The organism is Bradyrhizobium sp. BRP56 (genome assembly GCF_020194035.1).
Classification (GTDB): domain Bacteria; phylum Pseudomonadota; class Alphaproteobacteria; order Rhizobiales; family Xanthobacteraceae; genus Bradyrhizobium; species Bradyrhizobium australafricanum.
In genome coordinates this window covers 25,045-43,618 of record NZ_JADYVV010000044.1, presented here as the reverse complement: position 1 = coordinate 43,618, position 18,574 = coordinate 25,045, and the positions used below count along the sequence as shown (strand labels likewise).

At 65.8% G+C, this 18,574-nt stretch carries 13 protein-coding genes; 8 read left to right on the top strand and 5 right to left on the bottom strand.

The window, feature by feature from the left end; translation table 11 throughout:
- Nucleotides 1-86: 86 nt before the first annotated feature.
- The 3 genes from I6F38_RS27455 to I6F38_RS44270 all read right to left on the bottom strand — a co-directional run bounded on the left by I6F38_RS27455 (nt 87) and on the right by I6F38_RS44270 (nt 5,479).
- The gene (locus I6F38_RS27455; protein WP_137483477.1) at nt 87-2,588 is read right to left on the bottom strand and encodes a penicillin-binding protein 1A; all 2,502 of its coding nucleotides are present in this window, start codon (nt 2,586-2,588) and stop codon (nt 87-89) included.
- 236 nt (nt 2,589-2,824) lie between these two features.
- Nucleotides 2,825-4,138 (bottom strand): N-acetylmuramoyl-L-alanine amidase, encoded by a 1,314-nt coding sequence (locus tag I6F38_RS27450; RefSeq protein ID WP_225162532.1) that lies wholly within the window; start codon nt 4,136-4,138, stop codon nt 2,825-2,827.
- Between the two features lie 615 nt (nt 4,139-4,753).
- Nucleotides 4,754-5,479: a hypothetical protein gene (locus I6F38_RS44270; RefSeq protein ID WP_346657135.1), complete on the bottom strand. Its 726-nt coding sequence runs from the start codon at nt 5,477-5,479 to the stop codon at nt 4,754-4,756.
- A 69-nt stretch (nt 5,480-5,548) separates the two neighbouring features.
- Between I6F38_RS44270 and I6F38_RS27445 the strand changes: the two genes are divergently transcribed.
- The gene (locus tag I6F38_RS27445; protein WP_346657137.1) at nt 5,549-8,029 is read left to right on the top strand and encodes a ribonuclease E/G; all 2,481 of its coding nucleotides are present in this window, start codon (nt 5,549-5,551) and stop codon (nt 8,027-8,029) included.
- A 106-nt stretch (nt 8,030-8,135) separates the two neighbouring features.
- Entirely contained in the window at nt 8,136-9,368 is a 1,233-nt protein-coding gene (locus I6F38_RS27440) for an FAD-dependent oxidoreductase (RefSeq protein ID WP_225162530.1), read from the top strand.
- A 10-nt stretch (nt 9,369-9,378) separates the two neighbouring features.
- Here the strand turns inward: I6F38_RS27440 and I6F38_RS27435 are convergent, their stop codons facing one another.
- Together I6F38_RS27435 and I6F38_RS27430 are read right to left on the bottom strand one after the other, a co-directional pair.
- Nucleotides 9,379-10,713, bottom strand: coding sequence for a dicarboxylate/amino acid:cation symporter (locus I6F38_RS27435; RefSeq protein WP_225162529.1), 1,335 nt, complete (start codon nt 10,711-10,713; stop codon nt 9,379-9,381).
- 219 nt (nt 10,714-10,932) lie between these two features.
- Nucleotides 10,933-12,120 carry an aminotransferase class I/II-fold pyridoxal phosphate-dependent enzyme gene (locus tag I6F38_RS27430; RefSeq protein ID WP_225162528.1) on the bottom strand — a complete coding sequence of 396 codons (1,188 nt, stop codon included), beginning with the start codon at nt 12,118-12,120 and terminating at the stop codon, nt 10,933-10,935.
- 227 nt (nt 12,121-12,347) lie between these two features.
- Here I6F38_RS27430 and I6F38_RS27425 point away from each other — a divergent pair, with 227 nt between their 5' ends.
- The 6 genes from I6F38_RS27425 to accC all read left to right on the top strand — a co-directional run bounded on the left by I6F38_RS27425 (nt 12,348) and on the right by accC (nt 18,562).
- Entirely contained in the window at nt 12,348-13,754 is a 1,407-nt protein-coding gene (locus I6F38_RS27425; protein ID WP_225162527.1) for a M48 family metalloprotease, read from the top strand.
- A gap of 87 nt (nt 13,755-13,841) precedes the next feature.
- Nucleotides 13,842-14,609, top strand: a complete 768-nt coding sequence (locus I6F38_RS27420; RefSeq protein ID WP_016840097.1) for a DsbA family protein — start codon at nt 13,842-13,844, stop codon at nt 14,607-14,609.
- A gap of 391 nt (nt 14,610-15,000) precedes the next feature.
- Nucleotides 15,001-15,819, top strand: a complete 819-nt coding sequence (locus I6F38_RS27415) for a DUF1236 domain-containing protein (protein WP_225162526.1) — start codon at nt 15,001-15,003, stop codon at nt 15,817-15,819.
- Nucleotides 15,820-16,155: 336 nt separating this feature from the next.
- Nucleotides 16,156-16,629: a type II 3-dehydroquinate dehydratase gene (gene aroQ / locus I6F38_RS27410; RefSeq protein WP_225162525.1), complete on the top strand. Its 474-nt coding sequence runs from the start codon at nt 16,156-16,158 to the stop codon at nt 16,627-16,629.
- Nucleotides 16,630-16,681: 52 nt separating this feature from the next.
- Nucleotides 16,682-17,179, top strand: coding sequence for an acetyl-CoA carboxylase biotin carboxyl carrier protein (accB, locus tag I6F38_RS27405; protein WP_057019993.1), 498 nt, complete (start codon nt 16,682-16,684; stop codon nt 17,177-17,179).
- A gap of 24 nt (nt 17,180-17,203) precedes the next feature.
- Entirely contained in the window at nt 17,204-18,562 is a 1,359-nt protein-coding gene (gene accC, locus I6F38_RS27400; RefSeq protein ID WP_225162524.1) for an acetyl-CoA carboxylase biotin carboxylase subunit, read from the top strand.
- Nucleotides 18,563-18,574 lie beyond the last annotated feature (12 nt).

The window sequence follows — 18,574 nt, the reverse complement described above, 5'->3', positions numbered from 1 at the left end:
AAAAGGTTCCGGGGGATGTAGCGACCGGCGCGGCAAAGCGCAATCGACTTGGCCGCACTATCCCGGCGATTTGGCCGGATCGACCCTTAGTAAAGCCCCCCGGTTCCCGGACGCATGAAGAAGCCGCCGTCCGGCTGTGCCCCATTCTGTGACGGCTGCGGGCCAGGTGCTGGGCCGCGCCCGTCGGCATCGGCGACGCCGATGACCGAATAGTTCTCCGGCGGCGCGGTGCCCGGCTTGAAGGCTTCGAGGATGGTGTTGCCGCCGTCGCCGGGGCCGGCGCGCATGCCGGACTTGGCGTCGACGCGGATCAGCTTGATGCCGGCCGGAACCTTGAACGGTGTCGGCGGCTTGTCGGCGAGCGCAAGCTTGAGGAAGTCGCGGGCGATCGGCGCTGCGACGTGACCGCCGGTGGCGGCGCGGCCGAGATTGCGCGGCTTGTCGTAGCCCATGTAGACGCCGACTGCGAGATCGGGCGAGAAGCCGACGAACCAGACGTCCTTCTCGTCGTTGGTGGTGCCGGTCTTGCCGGCGATCGGCTTGCCGACCTCCTTCACGACGGTTGCGGTGCCGCGCTGGACCACGCCTTCCATCATCTCGGTGATCTGGTAGGCGGTCATCGGATCGAGCACCTGTTCGCGGCGGTCGACCAGCTGCGGCTCCGGCTGGCTCTTCCATCCCCCCGGCGCGTCGCAGCCGCGGCATTCGCGGGTGTCGTGCTTGAAGATGGTATGGCCGTAGCGATCCTGGATGCGATCGATCAGCGTCGGCTTCACCCGGCGGCCGCCATTGGCGAACATCGAATAGGCCGTGACCATGCGCATCACGGTCGTTTCGCCGGCACCGAGCGCATATGACAGATAGTTCGGCAATTCGTCATAGACGCCGAAGCGCTTGGCGTATTCGCCGACCAGCGGCATGCCGATATCCTGCGCGAGGCGCACCGTCACGGTGTTGAGCGAGCGCTGCAACGCGTTGCGCAGCGTGGTCGGGCCGTAATATTTGCCGGTCGAATAGTTTTCCGGACGCCAGACGCCGGCGCCCTGCCCTTGATCGATCTCGATCGGCGCGTCGATCACGGTGGTCGACGGCGTATAGCCGTTGTCCAGCGCCGACGAGTACACGATCGGCTTGAACGACGAACCCGGCTGCCGGTAGGCCTGCGTCGCGCGGTTGAACTGGCTCTGGTCGAACGAGAAGCCGCCGACCATCGCGAGCACGCGGCCGGTCCACGGATCCATCGCCACCATGGCGCCGGACACTTCAGGCAATTGCCGCAGGCGATACTGGCCTTCGACCGCGTTGCCGTCCTTGGTCACCAGCGGATCGGCGTAGATCACGTCGCCCGGCTGCAGCACCTGCGAAACCGCGCTCGGCGCCTTGCCCTTGGTCTTGGCCCAGCGCACGCCGTCCATCGTGATGATGCCGGTCTGCCGTTCCTTGCTGACCGCGCCGCCGAGCTCGCGGCCCGGCTGGAAGCCGATCCGCGCCGACTGATCGCTGGTCTCGAGCACGACGGCCATCCGCCACGGCGAGATGTCGGACAGCGACTTCACATCGGCAAGCTTGACGCCCCAGTCACCGGAAATGTCGAGCTTGTGCAGCGCCCCCCGCCAACCCTGCGCCTCGTCGTAATTGACGAGACCTGCGACCATGGTCTTGCGCGCCATCACCTGGATCTTGGGATCGAGCGTGGTGCGCACCGACAGGCCGCCCTCGTAGAGCTTCTTTTCGCCGTAACGCTCGAAGATGTCGCGGCGGACTTCCTCGGCGAAATATTCGCCGGCGAAGATGTGCGCGCCGTTCGAGCGGCTGGTGACGTTGAGCGGGTCCTTGCGCGCCTTGTCGGCGTCGGCCTGCTTGATCCAGCCGTTCTCCAGCAGACGGTCGATCACATAGTTGCGGCGCTCGATCGCGCGGTCGCGATTGCGCACCGGATGCAGCGCCGCCGGCGCTTTCGGCAGCGCGGCGAGATAGGACGCTTCCGCGATCGTCAGCTCGTTGACCGACTTGTCGAAATAGACCAGCGACGCCGCCGCGATGCCGTAGGCGCCGAGGCCGAGATAGATTTCGTTCAGGTAGAGCTCGAGGATGCGGTCCTTGGAATAGGCGCGCTCGATGCGCATCGCGAGCAACGCTTCCTTGATCTTGCGGCTGAACGAGACCTCGTTGGTGAGCAGGAAGTTTTTCGCGACCTGCTGGGTGATGGTCGAGGCGCCCTGCGGGCGACGGTTCGAGCCGTAGTTCTGCGCATAAAGGATCGCAGCGCGCGCCATGCCCTGATAGTCGATGCCGCCGTGCTCGTAGAAGTTCTTGTCTTCGGCGGCGAGAAAGGCGTTGATCACGAGCTTCGGCACCGCCTGGATCGGCAGATAGAGCCGGCGCTCCTTGGAGTATTCGCCAAGCAGCGCGCCGTCGGCGGCATGCACGCGGGTCATCACCGGCGGCTCATAGTCCTGCAGCTGCGAGTAGTCGGGCAGATCCTTGGAGAAATGCCAGATGGCGCCAGCGACGGCGGCGACACCGACCAGGAACACGACGGTTCCGGCGGCGAACAAGAAACCCATAAACCGCACGAGCAGGCGCATTATCGACGTTCCGTTCCTACCCTCCGGCGCTCAGTCGTCAGAAGCGCCTGTCCAAAAGTGCGAAAGCCTCACACAACGAAGCTTTGGCCCAGCGAGCCACTTGCGCACGCGAATATACAAGAGCCGCCGGACAATGTGGTCGATTCTGCGGACCTGCGGTCCATTGTCTATACCGTCGCGGCTGTGGCCAAACTAGGGCTTCGGCGCAACGGCCCCGGCTTTTCAGCGGGCCGATTTCACTTTGCCGACCCGGCAGTTGCCAGCCGTTTGGCGAAGAACGTGTCGATCGCCTGGACCATCGAGCCGACCGCCTTGTTCCGCCAGCTCTCCGAGACCAGGTGCTCGAGGTCCCCCTTGTTGGAGACGTAGCCGATCTCGACCAGCACGGACGGCACGTCGGGCGCCTTCAGCACCCGGAAGCCGGCCGATTTGAGCGGATGCTTGTGCATCCGCACCGTGGTCTTCATCTCGTCCATCAGAAGACGGGCGAAGCGGTTGGAGAACGTCTTGGTTTCACGCTGCGCGAGGTCGATCAGGATGTCGGCGACCTCGGTCGGCTCGTCGGTCAGGTTCACGCCGGCGATGGCGTCGGCCTTGTTTTCGGCCTCCGCCAGCCGTTCAGCCTCGGCGTCGGAGGCCTTGTCCGACACCGTGTAGATCGTGGCGCCCTGGGCATCGCCCTCGCGGCGCGGCAGGGCGTCGGCGTGGATCGAGACGAACAGCGCCGCGGACTGGGAGCGCGCGATCTTCACCCGGTCGTTGAGTGGGATGAAGGTGTCGTCGGACCGCGTCATGACCACCCGATACTTGCCCGACTTCTCGATCCGGTCGCGCAGGGCAAGGCCAAAGCCCAGCACCAGGTTCTTCTCGGTCTGGTCGCCGGATTGCGTGCCGTTGTCGATGCCGCCGTGACCGGGATCGATCACGATCAGCGGGCGCGCGTCGGTGACCGCGACCGGCGGCAGCGCCGCCGAGGTGACGGCCGGAATGATCGCCGTGGTGGATTCGGAAATCGCCGGTTTCGATTCTGGCCGGCTCGCGGGCGCCAGCGACTGCACGAAGCTGGTGCGGTCGACCTCCTCGAAGTCCAGCACCAGCCGCGGCGGCTGACCGTTGGCGGCGTCGAGCACGTAAGAATTGGCGATCTTCACCGGTCCGGTCAGGTCGAACACGATCCGCGAGCCGCCGGGCATCACGAGGCCATAGCGGAACGCCTTCACCAGGCCCCGCCCCGCCGAGCCGGTGCCGGCCGCGAGCTGGAAATCGACCTGCGGGATATCGACCACGACACGGTAGGGGTCCGCCAGCGGGAAGGCGCGAAACTCGATCTTGCGGTCGAGGTCGAGGATGAATCGGGTCTGCTTGGCGTCGCCGGCGAGCCTGGCGCCGGATGCGACCGGGAAATTCGGGGCGCTCGCGGCCGGTGGTGCCGGCGGGCCGTTCTGCGGGCCCTCAGCGGCGCTCGGGGCGCCGGCAACGGCAAACACCGATGTTGCGGCGCAAAATAGCCCGCATCCCAGAAAAACAAGGTGTTTTGCGCGGTTCGCCACCCGATTCGTAGCCTCCCAGCTGCTTCTTACCGCATTAGAACCACACGGTTAATCGCCCCCTAATGACGCCCCGGCGAAAAGAACCGAGTGTTGCGGCGGCGTGACGCTTCCCTTGCACGCGGCGGTCAATCCACGTATGTACGAGGTGCTGACGGCTAGTACTCCCGGTTGTGTCGCGTTCAGCCTCCCGGTGCAGCGGTGGAACCTTCCTGATCGAAGATCCCGCCGTGTTTTTCCGGTCCCTCCCCAGCCAGCGCCGCGCGCGGCTGACACGGAGTGGCGGATTCAAGCCCGAGCGGCGTCCGGTCCCAGGCACACTCCCTCGCCAGAGGGACGGTTTGAGACAAGGCATAACCGATTATCCGGTCCCTTGGGGCCTCGATATGCGATGGCCGGCAGGCGCTTCGGCGCCAGACGGGGCTTTCAGCAAAAGATACGGCGGTATTTTTCGCCGCCAACATGTTTAGACGGGCCGACGCTTAATGCGCCAGACTGCATTGCCGACCAGGATCCCCCGAATGATCGCGCTGACGCGAGGTGAAAACTTCGCCCGTCGCATCATCCCGGTGAGTTCCCGTCCGGCGCTGCGCCGCGAGATGCGTTTCGGCCTTCCCCTCACCCCCGAATCAGGTGGACCGTCGCGTCACCGGGCGGCGCAGTTTGCGCGCGCCATGATCCGCGCCCGCCGCCGTCAAGAGCTCCAAAATGCCCAACAAGATGTTGATCGATGCCACCCACCCGGAAGAGACCCGGGTCGTCGTGGTCCGTGGCAATCGCGTCGAAGAGTTTGATTTCGAGACCGCCCAGCGCAAACAGCTGCGCGGCAACATTTATCTCGCCAAGGTTACGCGCGTAGAGCCGTCGCTGCAGGCCGCCTTCATCGAGTATGGCGGCAACCGGCATGGCTTCCTGGCCTTCAGCGAAATCCATCCCGACTATTATCAGATCCCGGTCGCCGACCGTCAGGCGCTGATCGAGGCCGACGAGCGCGCCCATCGCGAGGCCGAGGAAGAGCACGAGAACCGCGGCCATCGCCGCCGGTCGCGCCATCGCAACGCCCGTCGCCGCGGCCATGGCGAGCGCGTCCAGAGCGAGGTGATCGAGGGTGCGAACGACACGCAGGCGCTGCCCACCATCGAGGCTCACGAACATCCCGTCGATGCCGAGCATCATGAACATGACGCCGGGCACCACGATCACGGCGTGATCGCCCACGAAGGCCATGAACATGAGGCGCATGATCATGCGCATCACGAGGACTATGAGCATCACCATGATCATGGCCAGGATGATCATGACCACGACGATCATGGTCACGACGACCACCACGATCATGCGCATGATCACGACCACGCCCCCGAGGTGAGCGAGGCGGCGGCTGCCGACGCCCCGTCCGACCCCGTCGTTGCGGTGGTCGAAGCCTCCGCTGCGTCAGCCGCGCCCGAGACCGTCGAGGCGATCGAAGTCAATCATGAGCCCGAGCGGGTCCATGAGGAGCAGATCGAGGAAAACGCCGCGCATGCCGACGACGCGCCGCATGTGGCTTCCGACGAGGTTCACGCCGCCGCCGATGAGCACGCGGTCGCCGAATATGGCGCGCTCGCCGAGGTGGTCGCGCCCGAGACCGGGCCTGGCGACGAGGTCGGCGAAGATGACGAAGAGGATGACGGCGAGGAAGGCGAGGAAGAGGACGTCGTCGAGTCGGTCGGCGGCGACGACGTGCTCGAGGAGGTTCCGGAGCGCCCGTTCCGCCCGCGCCGCCAGTACAAGATCCAGGAAGTGATCAAGCGCCGGCAGGTGATGCTGGTGCAGGTCGTCAAGGAAGAGCGCGGCAACAAGGGCGCCGCGCTGACCACCTATCTGTCGCTCGCCGGCCGCTACGCCGTGCTGATGCCCAACACCGCGCGCGGCGGCGGCATCAGCCGCAAGATCACCTCCGCCCAGGACCGTTCGCGGCTGAAGGAAGTGGTGCAGGATCTCGACGTGCCCGAGGGCATGGGGATCATCCTGCGCACCGCCGGCGCCTCCCGCAGCAAGCCGGAGATCAAGCGCGACTTCGAATATCTGATCCGGATGTGGGAAACGGTGCGCGACCTGACGCTGAAGTCGCAGGCGCCGACGCTGGTTTACGAGGAAGGCTCGCTGATCAAGCGCTCGCTGCGCGACCTCTACAACAAGGAGATCGACGAGATCCAGGTGGCGGGCGAAGCCGGCTACCGCGAAGCGCGCGACTTCATGAAGATGCTGATGCCGGCCAATGTGCGGGCGGTGAAGCAATATCGCGACGGCCAGCCGCTGTTCTCGCGCATGGGCGTCGAAAGCCAGCTCGACGCGATGTTCTCGCCAACCGTGCAGTTGCGCTCCGGCGGCTACATCGTGATCAACCAGACCGAGGCGCTGGTCTCGATCGACGTCAACTCCGGCCGCGCCACGCGCGAGCACCATATCGAGGACACCGCGCTCAAGACCAATCTGGAAGCGGCGGAAGAAGTCGCGCGCCAATTGCGCCTGCGTGACCTCGCCGGCTTGATCGTCATCGACTTCATCGACATGGACGAGAAGCGCAACAACCGCGCGGTCGAGCGCAAGCTGTCCGACTGCCTGCGCCAGGACCGCGCGCGGATCCAGGTCGGCCGCATCTCGCATTTCGGCCTGCTGGAAATGTCGCGCCAGCGCATCCGCGCCAGCGTGCTCGAAAGCTCGACGGAGCCCTGCCCGCAATGCGGCGGAAGCGGTCACGTCCGCTCGGTCTCGTCGGTAGCGCTGCAGCTGCTGCGCGGCATCGAGGAAATCCTGATGAAGGGCGCGACCCACAACCTGGTGGTCCGCACCCGCACCGACGTCGCGCTCTACGTGCTCAATCACAAGCGCGGCCATCTGCGCGACCTCGAAGACTCCTTCCGGGTTTCGCTGTCGATCGTCGCGGACGCCACGGTGCATGGTCAGCAGTCCTACATCATCGACCGCGGCGAGCAGGTGCATACGCTCGAAGCCGCCAAGGCGCTGCTCGCTGCGCAGGCTGCCGCTGCGCCGGCCCAGGCCGAAGAGGCCGATGACGAGGAAGAACTGTTCGAATACGAGGCCGAGATCGAGACCGACGAGACCGAGGGTCTCGCCGACGAGCGGGCGGCCGGTGATGAATCGGGCTCCGCCGAGGGCGAAGGCGACGGTCAGCGCCGCAAGCGGCGCCGCCGGCGCCGCGGCCGCGGCGGCAGCGAGGCGCGTGAAGGCGCCCAGCAGCCGCGCGAGGACGGCGATCTCATGCATGTCCTGCCCGAAGGCACCGAGGCGGTTGCCGCCGCCGATGCCGAAGGTGATGAGGACGAAGGCGACGAGCAGCAGAGCGCTGCCCGCGACGACCAGGCCGGCAATGGCGATCGCCGTCCGCGGCGCCGTGGACGCCGTGGCGGCCGCCGCCGGCGCGGCAGTGGCGGGCCGGATGACGGTCTCGCCGGATCGATCTCCGATGAGTTGAGCCCGGCGGCGACGTCGGAGGCCTCCGACGCAGTCGCCGATTTCGATAGTCATGACGCGGAGCCGGCTCCCTCGCTGGCGCAGCCCGAACTGGTGGCCGAGCCGCCGGAGTGGCAGCCGACCGAGGTCGCCCCCGTCGAGCCGGTCGCGGCACCCGAGCCCGAAACCGCCGCGGCGTCTGCCGCCGAGGACACTGCCGAAGGCGACCGCGCCCAGCGTCGCCGCTCGACGGTGCGCGAAAAGGTCAACTTCGCATCGAGCCCACAGCCCGAGGCATCAGCGGCGCTGGTTCAAAGCCCGGCGGAGGAAGCTGCCCCTGAGCCGGCCGCGGCTGCTCCAGAGCCGGCACCGGCCGCTGCGGCCGAGGCTCCGGCCCGCAAGGGCTGGTGGTCGCGCCGCTTCGGTGGCGGCAACTAGCACCACCTGCAAGTCAAAACGCCCGGTTCACGCCGGGCGTTTTTATTGAACAGGCAATCCGTTCGTCAGACGCCGGCGTAACGGAGCCTGACGGAGACGGATCCCAATGCAAAGCGCGATCGTTCTTGGCGGCGGCATGGTGGGCGTCAGCACGGCGCTCCATCTGCAGCGCCGCGGCTGGTCGGTGACGCTGGTCGACCGCAAGGAACCCGGCCGCGAAACCAGCTACGGCAATGCCGGCATCATTCAGAGCGAGGCGGTGCGGCCCTACCCGATGCCGCGCGATCCCGCCACGCTCGCCAGGATCGCGATGGGACGCACCAACGATGTGCGCTATCGCCTGGCGTCGCTGCCGCAGCACGCCGGCCCACTGCTGCGCTATTGGTGGAACTCGACGCCCGAGCGGCACCGCGAAGCCACCCTCGCTTGGGCGCGCTTGATCGGCTACGCCACCGCGGAGCACGACACGCTGATCCGCGACGCCCATGCCGACAATCTGATCCGCCGCGCCGGCTATCGCCTGCTGCATCGCGACCCGGCCGTGCTCGAACAGGCCATTGCAATCGCCGAAGAGAACCAGCGCGATTTCGGCGTGACGTTTCGCGTGCTCGATGGCCGCGAGCTCGCCAAGGCGGAGCCGCTGCTGCGCGATGACCTGCCCGGCGCCATTCATTGGCTTGGGCCCTGGACCGTGTCGGACCCCGGCGGGCTTGTTTCCGCCTATGCCGGATTGTTCGAGCGTCTCGGCGGCACGCTGCTGCGCGGCGATGCGCAGACGCTGACGGAGACGACGTCCGGCTGGTCGGTCGACACTGCCAGCGGCCGGATCGATGCCGCCCATGTCGTGGTCACGCTCGGGCCGTGGTCACCGCAATTGCTGCGCAAGTTCGGCTACCGGATCCCGCTGGTGCGCAAGCGCGGCTACCACATGCACTACCAGGGCGGCCGCTCGCTCGACCTGCCGCTGGTCGACACCGCGAACGGCTACGCGATGGCGCCGATGGCCAAGGGCATCCGCATCACCACCGGCGCGGAGCTGACCAGTCCCGACGCACCGGCGACGCCGATCCAGCTCGGCTACGCCGAAGCGGCCGCACGCGAGCTGATCGAGATCGGCAGCCGCGTCGAGCCCGAGCCCTGGTTCGGCACCCGCCCCTGCACGACCGACATGCTGCCGGTGCTTGGGCCGGTGCCGCGCCATCGCGGGCTGTGGGTGAATTTCGGCCACGGCCATCAGGGCTTCACGCTCGGCCCGGCGACCGCGCGCGTGCTGGCCGAAACGATGAACGGCGAGGCATCCGCAGTGGACACCTCGCCGTATCGGCTGGACCGGTTCTGACGAAGGAGAACTAGTCCGTCGTCAACGCGGTCTCCATGTCGGTCGGGTCGACCTGCTTGGCGAGATTGGCGTTGAGCTTGTCGCGGTCGAGCTCGCCCTCCCACCAGGCGACGATCACGCAGGCCACGCCGTTGCCGCACAGATTGGTCAGCGCGCGGCACTCGCTCATGAACTTGTCGATGCCGAGCACGATCGCCATGCCCGGCACCAGCCGCGGATCGACCACCGCAAGCGTCGCCGCCAGCGTGATGAAGCCGGCGCCGGTGATGCCGGAGGCACCCTTCGAGGTCAGCATCGCCACGATCAGGATCGTGAGCTGCTGGCTGAAGGAGAGATCGAAGCCCAGCGCCTGCGCGATGAACAGGGTCGCCAGCGTCATGTAGATGTTGGTGCCGTCGAGGTTGAACGAGTAACCCGTGGGCACCACGAGGCCGACCACCGATTTCGAGCAGCCGAGCCGTTCGAGCTTTTCCATCAATGACGGCAGCGCGCTCTCGGAGGACGAGGTGCCGAGCACGATCAGGAGCTCGTCCTTGATGTAGGCCAGGAACTTGAAGATCGAGAACCCCGCGATCCGCGCGATGATGCCGAGCACCACGAACACGAACAGCGCGGCGGTCAGATAGAACGTCGCGATCAGCCCCATCAGGTTGAGGATCGCGCCGGTGCCGAACTTGCCGATGGTGAAGGCCATCGCGCCGAACGCGCCGATCGGCGCCGCCCGCATCACGATCGAGATGACGCCGAACACCGCGTGCGCGGCGTCGTCGATGAACGAGCGGATGGTGTGGCCGCGCTCGCCGAGGCCCATGATCGCGAAGCCGAACAGCACCGAGAACAGCAGCACCTGCAGGATCTCGCCCTGCGCGAATGCGCCGACCACGGTGTCGGGAATGATGTGCAGCACGAAGTCGACGCTCTTCTGCGCCTCCGCCTGCTTGGCATAGCCGGCAACCGCCTGCGCATTCGCCGCCGCATTGCCGAAGCCGGCACCGGGCCTGATCAGATTGCCGACGAGCAATCCAATCACCAGCGCGAAGGTCGAGACGACCTCGAAATACACCAGCGCCTTGACGCCGATGCGGCCGACCTTCTTGGCATCTTGTATATGGGCGATGCCCGACACCACGGTGCAGAAGATGATCGGCGCGATCACCATCTTGATCAGCTTGATGAAGCCGTCGCCGAGCGCCTTGATCCACTCGTTGGTGGCAAGGCCCGGCCACAACCAGCCGACCAATGCGCCGAGCACGATCGCGATCAGGACCTGGACATAGAGAACTTTATACCACGGCTTGCTGCCGGCGCTCGCCGGCGCAGCCGTGACAACGGTTGCCGTTGCCATGTGTCACTCCCCCTCAGAAATGGCGGAAACAGCCAAGATCAACTTGGCGGTTCAAGTCAAATGGAACTGTGTGGGCCCTGCCGCTTATCCGCGAAGATCCGCCTGCCACAGCGCCGGCGAAACCACGGCACTGCGCTGCGAAACCGATCCGAAAGGCAAAGCGAACGCCGGAAGGCTCTTGATGGCTCTTGGAGTTTGAAGGCTCCTGGAGTTCGCGGGCTATTTAAGCCAATGCGCGATCCGTGCAACTGCTTCCTGCATCTCCGCGGCCGAGCGTGCATAGGAAAAACGGATGAAGGCGCGGCCATGGATCGGATCGAAATCGACGCCGGGGGTCGCCGCGACATGCGCCTTCCCGAGCATCTCGCTGGCGAAGGCGAAGCTGTCGGAGGTGAAGTCGGAGACGTCGGCATAGAGGTAGAACGCGCCGTCAGCCGGGAGGAATTTGGTCAGGCCGGCCTTCGGCAGGCCTTCGATCAGGATGCGGCGGTTCTCCTGATAGCCGCGCTTGATCGCCTCCATCTCCTCGCGGCCTTCGAACGCCGCTTCGGCCGCGATCTGCGACAGGGTCGGCACCGAGATCGACAGGTTCTGCTGCAGCCGCTCGATCGGCCGCACCAGCACGTCGGGCACCACCATCCAGCCGACACGCCAGCCGGTCATGCAGAAGTACTTCGAGAACGAGTTGATCACGAGCGCGTTCGGCGACAGCTCTGCGGCCGTCACCGCAGGAAACGCATAGTCGAGCCCGTGATAGATCTCGTCGGAGATGAAGCGGATGCCGGCGCTGTCGGCGGCTGCCATCAGGGTCGACAGCGCCTCGCGCGACATCATGGTGCCGGTCGGGTTGGCGGGGCTGCCGACCAGCACGCCCTTCAGCGGCGCCTTGCGATGGGCGGCGAGCAGCGCCTCGCCGGTCAGGGCATGGCGGGTGTCGCCGGAGGTTTCGATCAGCACCGGCTCGCAGCCCAGCGCGGTCAGGATATGCCGGTACGGCGGATAGCCTGGCACGGTGACGGCGACCCGGTCGCCCGGCTCGAACATCGCAAGGAACGCCAGGATGAACCCACCCGACGAGCCGGTCGTGACGATGATGCGCTCCGCGTCAACCGCGCAACCATACGTGTCGCGATAGTGCCGGGCGATGCGCGCGCGCAGCGAGGGAATGCCGAGCGCCGAGGTGTAGTCGATCCGCCCGTCCGCAAGCGCGGCCTGCGCGGCCGCGATCGCCGGCTTCGGCGCGCCTGCGGCAGGCTGCCCCACCTCCATATGGATGACATGGCCGCCGGCGGCCTCGATTCGCGCGGCGGCCGCCATCACGTCCATCACCATGAACGGCGGAACATCGCTCCGTCCGGACGCTGTCAACAGGCTGCTTACACGGTCTCTCGGTGTCGCTTCACGCATGGATTTCTGCTATTGCACGGCCGCTGCCGAATTCGGGTTCCCGTTACCGGCTGCCGCCCCAGACTGGCCGCATTCGGTGGCTCCTTATAACGCTTTCAGGCCAAGTGAATACCCGGTTCGCGTGAAGAAGAACTGCAAAAACAACAGACTGCGCCACGCGCCCGATCCGGTCGGGCCCGGAACACGGACTTGTGCCGGCGCGGCCAGTCATCGCCGATAGATCGCCCATGCTGTTCCGCCTCGCGCTCCGCACCAGGACCTTCAAGCTCACCGCGTTCATGACTGCGGTTGCGCTCGCGGTCGGCCCCGTGGTCCCTGCGCGAGCCCAGCAAAAAGGCCCGCCGGTGCTGCGCGACACCGAGTCCGAGCAGCTGTTGCGCGAATACACAAGGCCGATCCTGCGCGCCGCCGGTCTGGAGAAGCAGAACATCCAGATCGTGATCATCAACGACGGCTCGTTCAACGCCTTCGTCGCCGACGGCCGGCGCATCTTCGTCAATTACGGCGCGCTGCTGCAATCGGAGACGCCGAACCAGATCATCGGCGTGCTGGCGCACGAGACCGGCCACCTCGCCGGCGGCCATCTCGCCAAGATGCGCGAGCAGTTGGCGCAAGCCCAGACCCAGATGATCATCGCGATGCTGCTCGGCGTCGGCGCGCTTGCCGCGGGTGCGGGCGGCCGCGGCGGCGGCAATGGTCTCTCCAGCGCCGGCGCCGCGGCGATCTCGGCGCCGCAAGCGGTCATTCAGCGCACGCTATTGTCCTATCAACGCCAGCAGGAAGAGAACGCCGACCGCGCCGGCGTCAAGTTCCTGAATGCGACCGGACAATCTGCCAAGGGCATGTACGAGACGTTCAAGCGCTTCACCGACGAGAGCCTGTTCGCCTCGCGCGGGGCTGACCCTTATCTGCAGTCGCATCCGATGCCGGTCGATCGCGTCTCCGCGCTGCAGGAACTGGCGCGCTCCAGCCCCTATTGGGACAAGAAGGACGATCCGGCGCTGCAGCTGCGCCACGACATGATGCGCGCCAAGATCTCGGGCTTCATGGAGCGGCAGGACACGGTCTACCGCCGCTATCCGCTGTCCAACACCAGCCTGCCGGCGCGCTATGCACGCGCGATCACGACCTATCTGCACGGCGATCTGCGCTCGGCGATCGCGCAGATCGACGGCTTGATCCAGGTGCAGCCCAACAATCCCTATTTCCATGAATTGCGCGGCCAGGCGCTGCTCGAAGGCGGCCGGCCGGCCGAAGCCATCGCGCCGCTGCGCCGCGCGGTGCAGCTCTCCAGCAATTCGCCCTTGATCGAGATGCTGCTCGGCCAGGCGCTGGTCGCCTCCGACAACAAGGCCTACACCGACGAGGCGATCAACATGCTGCGCGCCGCGGTGGCGCGCGAGCCCGAGGCGCCGCTCGGCTATACCCAGCTCGCGATGGCCTATGGCCGCAAGGGCGACTATGCCCAGGCCGACCTCGCCTCGGCGCAGGCCGCCTATCTCCGCGGCGACACCAAGACCGCCCGCGACCTTGCGTCACGCGCCAAGACGCGGTTCGCGATCGGCACGCCCGGCTGGGTCAAAGCTGACGACATTGTGAGCGCCAAGCCCATGCCGGGTCAGAAAAACAACTAGAAATAAACCGTAGTTCCATACAACGATCACCGAAACCGGCTCACGGCCCCGCCGTTTTTTTGAGCCACCGCGAACAAGGATTTTGTCATGCCAGCGCTTCGTTTTCTTGCCCCTGCCCTGCTCGCGCTCGGCGTTTGCGCCGCGCCGCTTCCGGCGTCCGCGCAGAGCTTCACGGATACCCAGCGCGGCGACATCGAGACCATCGTGCGCAACTATCTGATCGCGCACCCGGAGGTGCTCGAGGAGGCGATGAACGAGCTGAGCAAGCGGCAGGCCGCCGCCGAAGCCGAGAAGCATGAGCAGAGCGTCGCCAAGAACGCCGACACCATCTTCAATTCGCCGCGCGGCGTCATGCTCGGCAACAAGGACGGCGACGTCACCTTCGTCGAGTTCTTCGATTACAATTGCGGCTACTGCAAGCGCGCGATGTCCGACATGCTCGATTTGATGAAGGCGGATCCGAAGCTGAAGGTCGTGCTGAAGGAATTCCCGGTGCTGAGCCAGGGCTCGGTCGAGGCCGCGCAGGTCGCGGTCGCCGTGCGCATGCAGGATCCGACCGGCAAGAAGTATCTCGATTTCCACCAGAAGCTGCTCGGCGGCCGCGGCGCCGCCGACAAGGCGCGCGCGCTGGCGGTCGCCAAGGAGGTCGGTCTCGACATGGCGAAACTCGAGAAGGATATGGCGAGCCCCGAGGTGAAGGCGACCATCGAGGAGAACTTCCGCCTCGCCGAATCCATGGGCATGAACGGCACGCCGAGCTACGTGATCGGCAAGCAGGTCGTGATCGGCGCCGTCGGCGTCGACAACCTCAAGGAAAAGATCGGCATCGCCCGCTGCGGCAAGGCGACCTGCTGATCGCCGCTCCGACAGCGCGCATCGCGTACAAAATCCGGCTGCGATGCAGCCGGATTTTTTGTTGCCGCCACCGAACCGATTCCGCGCGGGTCGCAACCAAGGGCCGTCACCAACGACGCAAGTCGCGCGAAGCCGAAAATATAGCGCGACCTAATCTCGAGATCGAAGAGCATTTCGGCGGCTTCAATTTCGGCGGCGGCAACGGCCAGCTCGATCATGCGGGCACGGAGTTCGACTGGGCCTGCGGTTGAAGCAGCCGCGCATTCATCTCGCGCGTTCATCGCGCATTCACCTCAAGAACAAACCGCAAGGAACCGCAAATCAACAGGAACATCGCACATGCTCTCCCGTTGTCGGCGCGGGCAATGCTGAAAAACGAGGAGGAATTACGATGTCTAACCGCTTTCTGATTTCGGTCGCGGCGGCGGCTTTGATCGCCGGCACCGGTTTCGCGAACGCACAGGGCGCCGGCGGCGCCAACAAGGAAACCGGGGCCGGTGGTGGTGCGACCACGCAGCAGTCTGCACCGTCCGGTGGCGCGTCATCGGGCACCATGCAGCATGACAAGAGCGGCATGAAGGGTTCCGAGCATTCGACGACAGGTGAGTCGAGCACCAAGGGAGCTGAGTCCGACAAGTCCGGCACGGCCACCAAGGGTGCGCAGGACAGTACCCAAAAGTCGAAGGGCATGAGCTCGGAGAACGAAGCGACCAAGGGCTCCAAGGAGGGCTCGAAGGACATGAAGGCCGAGGGTCGCGACAAGACCGGCAACATGAAAGCCGAGGAGCGTGACAAGAGCGGCAAGATGAACGCCGAGAGCCGCGACAAGAGCGGTGCCGGTGCCACGACCAACCAGAACGCTCAGACCAAGAGCCCGGCCGACCCCAACCGCGCGCAGACCAATGACACGAGCCGCACGCAGACCACGACCGGCAACGCGGCAACGTCGGCCACCGCGGCTCCGCCGCCCGAGAAGCGCACCCAGATCACGACCGCGATCAAGTCGGAGCACGTGACCGAAGCCACCAACGTGAACTTCAATGTGGCGGTCGGCACCCGCGTTCCGGCTGACATTCACTTCTACCCGGTGCCGGAGCGGGTCGTGACGATCTACCCGCAGTGGCGCGGCTATCAGTTCATCCTGGTCAAGGGCCGCTACGTGATCGTGCAGCCTGAGACCCATGAGATCGTCTACATCATCGAGGGCTAAACCGGCCTCGGTGCGAGGGCGCCCAAACGGGCCCTCGCCTTCATCTCGACCCCGCCCCCTTCGGGGCGGGGTCCTGCTTTCGGCCGCACCCCGCATCACGCAGTGGATGGCGGGCCGGAGCGCCCGCCGAGGGCGGCTTCCGCAAGATTTGGTTAATCAGCATTTTCCGCAGGTTAGGACAGTCATCTAACAGGGTGGAGGAAGTTGTTGAAGACGTTCTGATTTCACCTAAAGACTTCCCCTTCGGCCGGTTGTTACCTATAACCCGGCCCACTCCACCCCTTGTCGGACCCCCTTCGGAACCTTTGGCCGGAACCCTTGGCAGGAAACTCTGGAATGGCTGCTGCCGGAACGATTTATGTGCTGAACGGCCCGAACCTCAATCTGCTGGGCACGCGCGAGCCGGAGACCTACGGCCATGCCACCCTCGCCGATGTCGAGAAGCTGTGCGCGGACACCGCGCGCCAGTTCGGGCTGAGCGCCGACTGCCGGCAGTCCAACCGCGAGGGTGAACTGATCGACTTCATCCATGAGGCCCACGCCAAGAAGGCGGTCGGCATCATCATCAACGCCGGTGGCTACTCTCATACCTCGATCGCGCTGCATGACGCGCTGGTCGCGGTCAAGATCCCCGCGGTCGAAGTTCACGTCAGCAACATCCACGCCCGCGAAAGCTTCCGACACCACTCGTTCACTGCTAAAGCCGCCTTCGCGTCACTTTGCGGCTTCGGCATCGACGGCTACCGGCTTGCGATCATCGGCCTCGCCACCAGGATCGGCGTCAAGATCGACGCCAAGCCAAAGACTTAATCGTCAATCCTGACGTTCCCCGTCACCAGACAAAGATTTTGGATCACAGAGCATGGCGCGCCAGCCAGACGACAAATCAACCGCAAAAAAGAACGACTCCAAGAGCGACGACAGCGCCCTCATTCGCGAACTCGCGCTGCTGCTTGCGGAAACCAATCTGACCGAGATCGAGATCGAGCGTGCCGGCCTGCGTGTCCGCGTCGCGCGCAACATCAGCATCGCGGCCTCGGTGCCCGCCGCCTCCGTGGCGGGCGTTGCCGCACCGGCCGCCATTGCCGTCCCGGTGGCTGCGGCTGCGACCGATCTCGCCAAGCACCCGGGCGCCGTGCCGTCGCCGATGGTCGGCACCGCCTATTGGGCGCCCGAGCCGGGCGCCAAGCCGTTCATTGAAGTCGGCACCAAGGTCTCCGCCGGCCAGACGCTTCTGATCATCGAGGCGATGAAGACGATGAACCAGATCCCGTCGCCGCGCGCGGGCACCGTGACGCAGATTCTCGTCGAGGACGGCCAGCCGGTCGAATTCGGCGAGCCGCTCGTCATCATTGAATAGCTTCCGTCAACACCAGGCGCTGCGATGTTCGACAAGATCCTCATAGCCAATCGCGGCGAGATCGCGCTTCGCGTGCTGCGCGCCTGCAAGGAGCTCGGCATCTCGACCGTCGCGGTGCATTCCACCGCCGACGCCGACGCCATGCATGTGCGGCTCGCCGACGAGAGCGTGTGCATCGGCCCGCCGCCGTCGAAGGATTCCTATCTCAACGTGCCGGCGCTGCTCGCGGCCTGCGAGATCACCGGCGCCGACGCGGTGCATCCCGGCTACGGCTTCCTGTCCGAGAACGCGCGCTTCGCCGAGATCCTCGCCGACCACAATCTGGGCTTCATCGGACCGAAGGCCGAGCACATCCGCCTGATGGGCGACAAGATCGAGGCCAAGAAGACCGCCAAGCGCCTCGGCATTCCCGTGGTGCCCGGCTCGGACGGTGCGGTGACCTCGGAGACTGACGCGCTCGCGATCGGCAGGGACATCGGATTCCCGGTGCTGGTGAAGGCGGCGGCCGGCGGCGGTGGCCGCGGCATGAAGGTCGCCCATACCGAGGCTGACCTCGCGCTCGCGCTCTCGACCGCGGCCAACGAGGCCAAGTCGGCATTCGGCGACGCCGCGGTCTACCTGGAAAAATACCTGCAGAAGCCGCGCCACATCGAGATCCAGATTCTCGGCGACGGCCGCGGCGGCGCCATCCATCTCGGCGAGCGCGACTGCTCGCTGCAGCGCCGTCACCAGAAGGTCTGGGAAGAAGGCCCCTCGCCCGTGCTCGCGGCGGCGGCGCGCGCCAGGATCGGCGAGACCTGCGCCAAGGCGATGCGGGACATGAAATATCTCGGCGTCGGCACCATCGAATTCCTCTACGAGGACGGCGAGTTCTATTTCATCGAAATGAACACGCGCATCCAGGTCGAGCATCCCGTCACCGAAAGCATCACCGATATCGATCTGGTGCTGGAGCAGATCCGGATCGCCGCCGGCGGCGACCTTCCGGCCAAGCAGGACGACATCGCGATCATCGGCCACGCCATCGAGTGCCGCATCAATGCGGAGAACCCGCAGACCTTCCGTCCCTCGCCCGGACGCATCACGCAATTCCATCCGCCCGGCGGCCTCGGCGTGCGGATCGATTCCGCCGTCTATCAGGGCTATGTGATCCCGCCCTATTACGACTCGCTGGTCGGCAAGCTGATCGTGCACGGCAAGACCCGCGGCGAGTGCCTGATGCGGCTGCGCCGGGCGCTGGACGAGATGGTGGTCGACGGCATCGAGACGACGCTGCCGCTGTTCCGCGCGCTGGTGCGCGAGCCCGACATCATCGAGGGCGACTACCACATTCACTGGCTGGAGCAGTACCTCGCCGGCCAGCCATCCGACGCCGCAAAATAGTTCGGAACTCCG

Coding starts and splice junctions, on each gene's coding strand:
- I6F38_RS27430 (WP_225162528.1), bottom strand. CDS start 12,120: ATGCGTGAAGCGACACCGAGAGACCGTGTAAGCAGCCTGTTGACAGCG.
- I6F38_RS44270 (WP_346657135.1), bottom strand. CDS start 5,479: ATGCGCATGATCGTGGTGGTCGTCGTGACCATGATCGTCGTGGTCATG.
- aroQ (WP_225162525.1), top strand. CDS start 16,156: ATGGCTGCTGCCGGAACGATTTATGTGCTGAACGGCCCGAACCTCAAT.
- accB (WP_057019993.1), top strand. CDS start 16,682: ATGGCGCGCCAGCCAGACGACAAATCAACCGCAAAAAAGAACGACTCC.
- I6F38_RS27425 (WP_225162527.1), top strand. CDS start 12,348: ATGCTGTTCCGCCTCGCGCTCCGCACCAGGACCTTCAAGCTCACCGCG.
- accC (WP_225162524.1), top strand. CDS start 17,204: ATGTTCGACAAGATCCTCATAGCCAATCGCGGCGAGATCGCGCTTCGC.
- I6F38_RS27435 (WP_225162529.1), bottom strand. CDS start 10,713: ATGGCAACGGCAACCGTTGTCACGGCTGCGCCGGCGAGCGCCGGCAGC.
- I6F38_RS27415 (WP_225162526.1), top strand. CDS start 15,001: ATGTCTAACCGCTTTCTGATTTCGGTCGCGGCGGCGGCTTTGATCGCC.
- I6F38_RS27440 (WP_225162530.1), top strand. CDS start 8,136: ATGCAAAGCGCGATCGTTCTTGGCGGCGGCATGGTGGGCGTCAGCACG.
- I6F38_RS27420 (WP_016840097.1), top strand. CDS start 13,842: ATGCCAGCGCTTCGTTTTCTTGCCCCTGCCCTGCTCGCGCTCGGCGTT.
- I6F38_RS27455 (WP_137483477.1), bottom strand. CDS start 2,588: ATGCGCCTGCTCGTGCGGTTTATGGGTTTCTTGTTCGCCGCCGGAACC.